Origin of the sequence: Psychromonas hadalis ATCC BAA-638, assembly GCF_000420245.1 — a bacterium.
Classification (GTDB): Bacteria; Pseudomonadota; Gammaproteobacteria; order Enterobacterales; family Psychromonadaceae; genus Psychromonas; species Psychromonas hadalis.
The window spans coordinates 1-8670 of record NZ_ATUO01000149.1; the positions used below are offsets into that span (position 1 = coordinate 1).

Annotated in this window: 3 protein-coding genes; 1 reads left to right on the top strand and 2 read right to left on the bottom strand. The window is 40.4% G+C overall.

Annotation, left to right across the window (positions count from 1 at the left end):
• Positions 1-96: 96 nt before the first annotated feature.
• On the bottom strand, positions 97-2787 hold the full coding sequence (locus G322_RS0115140) for a sensor domain-containing protein (protein WP_022942585.1): 2691 nt from the start codon (positions 2785-2787) through the stop codon (positions 97-99).
• Between the two features lie 116 nt (positions 2788-2903).
• Positions 2904-6800, bottom strand: coding sequence for a phosphoribosylformylglycinamidine synthase (purL, locus tag G322_RS0115145; RefSeq protein WP_022942586.1), 3897 nt, complete (start codon positions 6798-6800; stop codon positions 2904-2906).
• Between the two features lie 169 nt (positions 6801-6969).
• On the opposite strand from purL, the gene mltF reads away from it, so the two are divergent.
• Positions 6970-8475, top strand: coding sequence for a membrane-bound lytic murein transglycosylase MltF (gene mltF / locus G322_RS21010; protein ID WP_022942587.1), 1506 nt, complete (start codon positions 6970-6972; stop codon positions 8473-8475).
• Positions 8476-8670: the final 195 nt, after the last annotated feature.

Here is an 8670-nt window from a genome sequence, read left to right on the forward strand (position 1 = left end):
TGAGCATTTTTCAACACGGTTATCATAGATAACTGAAGCTTTAATGTGAAGAAACCTTAAATGGCAACGGCCTGAGTAGTTACAAAAAACTAACAGTTATTTTTTCTTATGACAACGTAAATAGAAGGTGGCTTCGCTCACTTTCATCGGGTTTACTGGGTGATGCCCCATATTATTCGTGCTTGAAAAAAACGCTTGTTCCGTGCTTTCAATACTTTCACCCACAACATCAATCCCCAATTCACGGGCGAGCACGATCACCGACTTTATCATCGCTTCCCCGACCAAACGGCCGGGAATATTTTGAATATAATTTTTGGAAACTTTAAATTTATCAATGCCTAGCGATTCAATAAAATGAAAAATAGGGATATCAGCACCAAAACCATCAACCGTGATAGCAATGCCTAATTTATGAATGTTAAGCAGGTTTTCATGAAGGGTATGATTTTCTGATTCAAACGTAGCTTCTGCGATCTCAAATTCAAGATCTTTGCTAGAACAACCTGTCTCTTTGATAACCGTTTGAATATCGGCAATTAAACTGATCTGCTCTAGTTGGATAGTGGACAGATTAACCGCTATACGTCCAAAATTAATATTAGATTTTTTCCACTTCACTGTTTGCAAAGCCGCTTTTTTAAGCATTTTCAAACCAATGGGAATTAACAGACCACTTTCTTCTGCCAAACTTAAAAAGCGATCTGGCAATAATAAACCATGCTTTGGATGATGCCAACGCAACACACTTTCCATGGCAACAATCAATTTTTTATTGATGTCATACTGTGGCTGATAATAAAGATCAAACTGATCTTCTTGCAGGGCAATTTTCATCTCTTTTTCTAGCTGTAATTGACTTGAAGAGTGCTTGGTTAACTGATCAGTATAAAAGTGATATGAGACACTTTTATCACCTTTAGCACGTAACATCGCCTTTTCTGCACTCTGCAACAAGGTATCGACATCAACACCATCATCAGGGCATAAACTGATACCAATGGTGGCATTTAAACTTGCCTCAATATCACCAATCTTAAATTTATAGCTGAACTGCTCTGCTACTTTTTGCGCAACTAACGCAGCATCATGCTCATTTTTAAGGCCATCAACAATAATCACAAACTCATCATCCCCAAAACGAGCCACGGTATCTTTTTCAAAAATACAATTTTTCAAACGTCGCGCAATCTCTTGCAGTACTTTGTCGCCTGCATTATGCCCATATTGATCATTCACCGCTTTAAAGCCATTAATATCAACCAGTATCACCGCCATCGCTACCTCATTAAAATTAGCACGATTAATGGCATCTTCTAACTTCGTAAAGAGAGCAATACGATTCGCAAGTCCTGTTAATGGATCATGTTTCGATAAAAATTGGATTTTACTTTCGATATTTTTATTTTGGCTAAGATCAGTAAAGGAGTAGATGCGATTATTTACCCCCTCCTCTAACTCGACCACATAGACATCAAGCCATGCAAAACGGATTTCCTGTTGCTTATTACGATAAGTGATATCGCCTTTCCACTGTTTATTATTTTCCAGCGCTTCCTCTATTTTTTGGTGCAAGGTAGAATTTGGCTCTTGTGTTGATAACATATCAACAGCGTTACCTAATAACTCTGATTTTTTATACCCTGTTAATTGGCAAGTCGCTAGATTTGCAGAGATAATTATCCTGCTTTGGTCAGTAACAATAATATTTTCTTGGCTATTTTCAAACACCGCATTGGCAACTTTAAGGCGCTTTTGTAAACGATGCTGTGCGGTGATATCGCGACCAATACCAATTAACCCTTGCACATTACCTTTTTTATCTAATAAAGGCACTTTGCGCATATCAATGAAATGACGCTCTCCATCAATATAAGTGAGGTGCTCCTCACCTGAATAGATTTCATTATTGACCATTACATCTTGGTCTTGTTGTTGGCACATCAATGCTTGTTCAAGCTCAAAAAACTGATCATCTGTTTTACCTAAAATTTTCTTCTCTGACTCGCCGATGAATTTTTCAAACTGTTTATTGCAACCGAGAAAACGGCTTTTAAGATCTTTAAAGAAAATAAGATCAGGTGATATATCTGCCGTAGCGCGAAGCATCATGCGCTCCTTTTCCACACTACGTCTGGCTTTATTTAGTTCAGAGACATCAAACACCATGCCAATTTGAATATCGGTGCCGGCAATTAACTCTTTACGAAAAACCACTTCATGACGGCGACCGTCAAGATCGTGTAGCTCACACTCATAAAGGTGCACTTGATGATCATCAAACATCATTTTATCAACAATCTCAAGACCCTCTTTAAGTGAGTCTGGTAATACATCAAATGCGTATTGGCCAATCACTTCATCACACGTTAACCCTAAATGCTTGGCAAAGCTGGTATTACAAACAAGTATTATTCCCTTTTTATTTTTATAATAGATGGGAATACTAATACAATTTAACGCTTTTTTTACATCTTCACTGACTAACTGTTTGGCAGAGGGAGGGATCAGTTTTTCATTAATAGGTTGGGCACTATTTAGATAAGTCGTACGAAGTTGTGGAAAAAGAGCATGAATGCGTTCTGAGACAACTTTAGGAATAGATTGTTCAATTATTAAATAGTGATAATTTTTTTCTGCTAATACGGCTAATATTTCATTACTGCAGAGCATGTACTTCGTGTTGTAAGAAACCTTTTTATTTCCATCAGTTAGTGACGTTAATAACGCTTCTACCAATTCAACATTACGCCCAATATATAAAACATTTTTGACAAGCAAAGACAAATAAACCACCTTTTTATTATTTAAAGTTTATTATATTAATTAAATCAACGAGTTAAGTATAACCTAATTGAAATAAAGGGGATCATTTGATCCCCTTTATTTACACTTTAAGTGTCTTAACCTAACTGTTTACGTACATTCCTAAACATACGCATCCAAGGTGAATCTTCTTTCCAATCATCTGGATGCCATGAGTTAGCAACGGTTCTAAATACACGCTCAGGATGTGGCATCATAATGGTGACACGCCCATCTTGTGAGGTTAATCCTGTAATACCGTTTGGTGATCCATTGGGGTTCGCTGGGTAAGCTTGGGTATTGTTGCCATAGTTATCAATAAAGCGCAGTGCGATATTGCCACTTGCTTCAATAGCGGCTAAATGTTGTGCATCTTTTACTTCCATGCGCCCTTCACCGTGTGAAACAGCAATTGGCATAAACGATCCCGCCATATCACTTAGGAACAATGAGTTATTCTTCTGCACTTCAACTAAACTGAAACGTGCTTCAAAACGCTCTGAGTTATTACGCACAAAACGAGGCCATAAATCAGTCCCGGGAATAAGCTCATGTAGATTCGATAACATCTGACAACCGTTACACACACCTAATGCAAATGCGTTTTCACGTTCAAAAAATGTTTGGAACTGGTTACGTGCTTGTTCGTTAAACAGAATCGATTTAGCCCAACCTTCACCCGCGCCTAACACATCACCGTAAGAGAAACCGCCACAGGCAACTAAACCTGCAAAATCTTCAAGCTGTACATCACCTGATAAAATATCACTCATGTGCACATCAATCGCAGAGAAACCAGCGCGGTTAAAGGCAGCCGCCATCTCTTGTTGCGAGTTAACACCCTGCTCACGGATAATGGCCATGCGTGGTAAAACGCCCGTAGCAATATAAGGGGCAGCCACATCTTCATTGATATCAAAAGTAAGCTTACTGTTTAGACCTGGATCGTTATCGTCTAATTTCAGGTCAAATTCTTGCTGCGCACATTCAGAGTTATCACGCAGTGCTTGTATTTCTAGTGTTGTTTCAGCCCAAATTCCACGGAATTCACTGCGTGGTGCAACTAATACCTCAAGGCCATCACGGGTAAATTCAATTTGGTCTTTATCATTTACAGAGCCAATGACCAGTGCATTAGTGGTTAAACCATGACCGGCCAATATATTTAATACTGTTTCTTTGTCTTCAGATTTAACTTGAATCACCGCACCTAACTCTTCTGAGTAAAGTGCGCCAAAGTCATCGCTCCCTAATTGGTCAAGCTTAACGGTGACACCGCAATGTCCCGCAAAGGCCATCTCTGTAATGGTTGAGAACAAGCCACCATCACTTCTATCGTGATAAGCCAACAGTTTTTTATCAGCGACTAAGGTTTGCATCGCGTTGAAGAAACCTTTTAATAATTCAGGGTTATCAAGATCAGGCGTTACATCACCTAACTGCTTGTAAACTTGCGCCAGTGATGAACCACCTAAACGGTTTTGACCGTTACCGAGATCAACTAAGATTAAATCTGTTTCACCTTGGTCTGTACGCAATTGTGGTGTGACTGTATTGCGGATATCACGCACCGCGCCAAAGGCTGTAATGATTAAAGACAACGGAGAGATAACCTCTTTGTCCGTGCCATCTTCATCAACCCAACGCGTTTTCATCGACATTGAATCTTTACCAACGGGAATCGTTAGCTCGAGTTCTGGACATAACTCTTCACCAATTGCTTTCACCGCTGCATATAACCCCGCATCTTCACCCGGATGACCCGTTGCAGACATCCAGTTTGCAGATAATTTAATGCGTTTGAAATCACCAATATCAGAACAGGCGATATTAGTAATTGATTCAGCCACCGCTAAGCGTGCTGATGCGGCAAAGTTAAGCAGGGCAACAGGTGTACGTTCACCCAGTGCCATCGATTCACCAAAGTAAGTATCGTAACTAGCGGCCGTTACCGCACAATCGGCAACAGGCACTTGCCAAGGACCAACCATTTGGTCGCGCGCGACTAAGCCCGTTACAGAGCGATCACCAATGGTGATAAGGAATGTTTTTTCTGCAATAGATGGCAAACGCAATAATCGTTCAGCAGCATCTTTAATGGTTGCACCAGAAAGGTCTAACGTCTTACCTTTAGCGGTTTGCGTGGTCACAGTGCGGTGCATTTTAGGTACTTTACCTAATAATACTTCTAACGGCATATCGATGGGTTTATTATCAAACTCTGAATCATTTAATGTTAGATGCATCTCTTTCGTTGCAGTACCAATCACCGCATATAATGCACGTTCACGCTTACAAATAGCTTCAAAGGTGGCTAGGTTTTCAGGTTTAATGGCCATTACGTAACGCTCTTGAGATTCATTACACCAGATTTCATGGGGTGCCATGCTGTTTTCATCGTTTGGAATAGCACGTAAATCGAAGAGTCCACCACGTCCTCCATCATTGACAAGTTCAGGCATTGCATTTGATAAACCACCCGCACCCACATCGTGAATAAATTGGATTGGGTTATCATCACCCATCTGCCAACAACGATCGATCACTTCCTGACAACGACGTTCCATCTCAGGATTTTCACGTTGTACTGACGCAAAATCTAAATCCTCAGAAGAAGCACCCGAATCCATTGATGAAGCGGCACCGCCACCTAAACCAATGTTCATTGCAGGGCCACCTAAAACAACTAACTTAGCGCCAACAGGGATCTCTTTTTTCTGCACGTGGTCACGGCGAATATTACCTAAACCACCCGCCAACATGATTGGCTTGTGGTAGCCACGAATTTCATAACCGTTATGACTTTCCACTTGCTCTTCATAAGTGCGGAAATAACCCAAAATATTGGGACGACCAAATTCATTATTAAAGGCCGCGCCACCCAGTGGCGCTTCTAGCATAATGTCTAGTGCTGAAACAATACGGCTTGGTTTGCCAAAATCGGTTTCCCACGGTTGCTCAAAGTTTGGAATACGTAAGTTAGAAACAGAGAAACCCACTAAACCCGCTTTAGGTTTAGACCCAATACCCGTTGCACCCTCATCACGAATTTCACCACCAGAGCCTGTTGCCGCACCCGGAAATGGAGAGATAGCCGTGGGATGGTTATGCGTTTCCACTTTCATCAAGATATCAATATCTTCATGGTGGTAGCTAAATTCACGCTCATCCACACTTGGGAAGAAACGACCTGCTTTATAACCTTCCATTACGGCAGCGTTATCGCTGTAAGCAGACAATACATATTCAGGATGTAATTCATGGGTATTACGGATCATTTTAAACAAGGATTTAGGCTGTTTTTGGCCATCGATTGTCCAATCGGCATTAAATATTTTATGACGACAATGTTCTGAGTTTGCCTGTGCAAACATCATCAGCTCAATATCGTTAGGATTACGGCCTAACTTAATAAAGTTTTCAAGTAAATAATCAATTTCATCATCCGCCAGTGCAAGCCCTAAACTGACGTTAGCCACCTCTAAAGCACGACGCCCCACGCCGAGTATATCAACACTGTTCATTTTGCCCGGTGCCCCTTGGACAAACAATTTAGCAGCATCATCTAACGAGGTAAAAACCACTTCCATCATGCGATCATGTAACAGGCCAGCAAGTTGCTTGCTCTGTTCGGCAGACAATTTTGTAGATGTTTCGATGTAATACGCAATACCACGCTCTAAACGTTTAACTTTGCTTAAACCACAGTTATTGGCGATATCCGTCGCTTTTGAAGACCAAGGAGAGATAGTGCCTGGACGAGGAGTAACAAAAAATAATGTACCGATAGGGGAGTGCTCGGCAATTTTGGGGCCATAGGTCAGTAGTTTTTGTAACACAACTGACTCTTGCTCATTTAAAGATTCCGTTAAATCTGCAGCATGCATAAACTCTGCATAAATTTGCGTAACAGGTAGATTTAATGCTTCACAGTTTTTTAAAAGCTGGTTAACACGAAATGTAGATAGGGCTGGAGCCCCACGCAAAATGTCCATAAGTTGCTTCTCTCGTTGGATGAATAGATGGTTTAGTTCGCTATTATAAGCAAAAAGCGTTTTTTATTAAACAGAAACCCTCTATAGTCACAGCTTATTTACTTTTTCTGCCCCTGTTTTGTTCAAAAAACAGACAACCAAGCATTAACATTTAGATCTGGACTCCGTTATGCCTTTAAAACTATTCGCTCGCATGAAAACGCTTTTTTTTATTACTCTCTCTCTGTTTTTATTGAGTGGTTGTAATCCATTCACACAAATAAGTAGTTTAGAAAAGATCCAAAAACGGGGGGATATCATCATGGGTACTATCAATAGCTCACTCACTTACAGCTATGATGGTAATGCGTATAGCGGTTTAGATTACGAATTAGGCAAACAGTTTGCAGCCTACCTCAACGTAAAATTGACCATTAAAACCTATGGATCACTTAACGAACTGTTTGTCGCCCTCGACAATAACAACGTCGATTTTATTGGCGCTGGACTGACCCTTACTCCCAATCGCGCCAAAAAATATCGTAGCTCTCCACCCTACTATTACGTTTCACAAAAAGTGGTGTACCACAAAGGGACCTACCGTCCACGTAAAATAGCAGATGTGAATGCCCCCATTAGTGTATTAACCGCCAGTAGCCATGCTGAAACATTGGCCGCACTGATTGAAGAGAATCCAACGTTAAAAATAGTCTTTTTTGATAACGAAGATCAAGAGACACTGTTGCGTAAAGTAGCAGAGAAAGAAATTAAATTTGCCATTGTAGACAGCTCTACATTGGCGCAAAAACAACGTTATTATCCTGCACTTGCAGAAGCATTTTCTATCTCCGAAAAACAGCCTGTTGCTTGGTTAATCAAAAAAAATCAAGACGATAGCGTTTACGCAGGCATGATAGAGTTTATTGGCAATAAATATAACGACCAAACCATTGCTAAATTAGAAGAAAAATACTTTGGTCATGTGGGTCATTTTGATTATGTAGATACACGTATCTTTTTAAAGCGCATTAAAAAGAAACTGCCAAAATACCAAGCACTGTTTAAAAAGTATGAAAACGCCGAAGTCGACTGGCAGCTTTTAGCGGCCGTCAGCTATCAGGAATCACACTGGAATCCCAACGCAAAATCACCGACCGGTGTGCGCGGCATGATGATGCTCACCCTTGATACGGCGAATTATGTGGGCATTAAAAATCGTCTTGATGTCGAGCAAAGCATTAAAGGTGGCGCAAAGTATCTATCGCAACTGATAAAACGTCTACCCGATAGTATTCATGATGATGAGAAAGTATGGTTTGCTTTAGCCAGTTACAATTTAGGTTATGGCCACCTGATGGATACAAGACGCATCACCACCATGAAGAAACAAGATCCAAATTCATGGTCAGATGTAAAAGATAACTTACCACTTTTACACCAACAAAAATGGTATAAAAGAACCCGTTATGGTTACGCCCGTGGCCGTGAAGCGCAACATTATGTCAACAATATCCGCCAATATTTAGAAACCCTAAACTGGTTTGTTTATGAACAAAATAAAGCATTAAAAATTGAAGCCGATAAGCAAGCTGAAATAGCAAAATTAGCGACCATAGAAGCCGCAAATCATATGGCAGTAGAGCAGGCAATCAGTAACGATTTACAAGTAAGTGACGCGTTAGCGACGAGTGATTAAAATAACAAGCTAACTTAAATTACCCCCTACTGACACACTGTTGTCAGTAGACCTTAGCTAAAGTGGTTTTTGCCTACCAAGGCCCACTTACTAACTGATGTTACGCAGTAAATCAGAAGATTATAGCGAGAACTGATAAAGTATCATCATGAATAAAAACAAACAAATATTTGACCTGTACATTGATTACCTTGT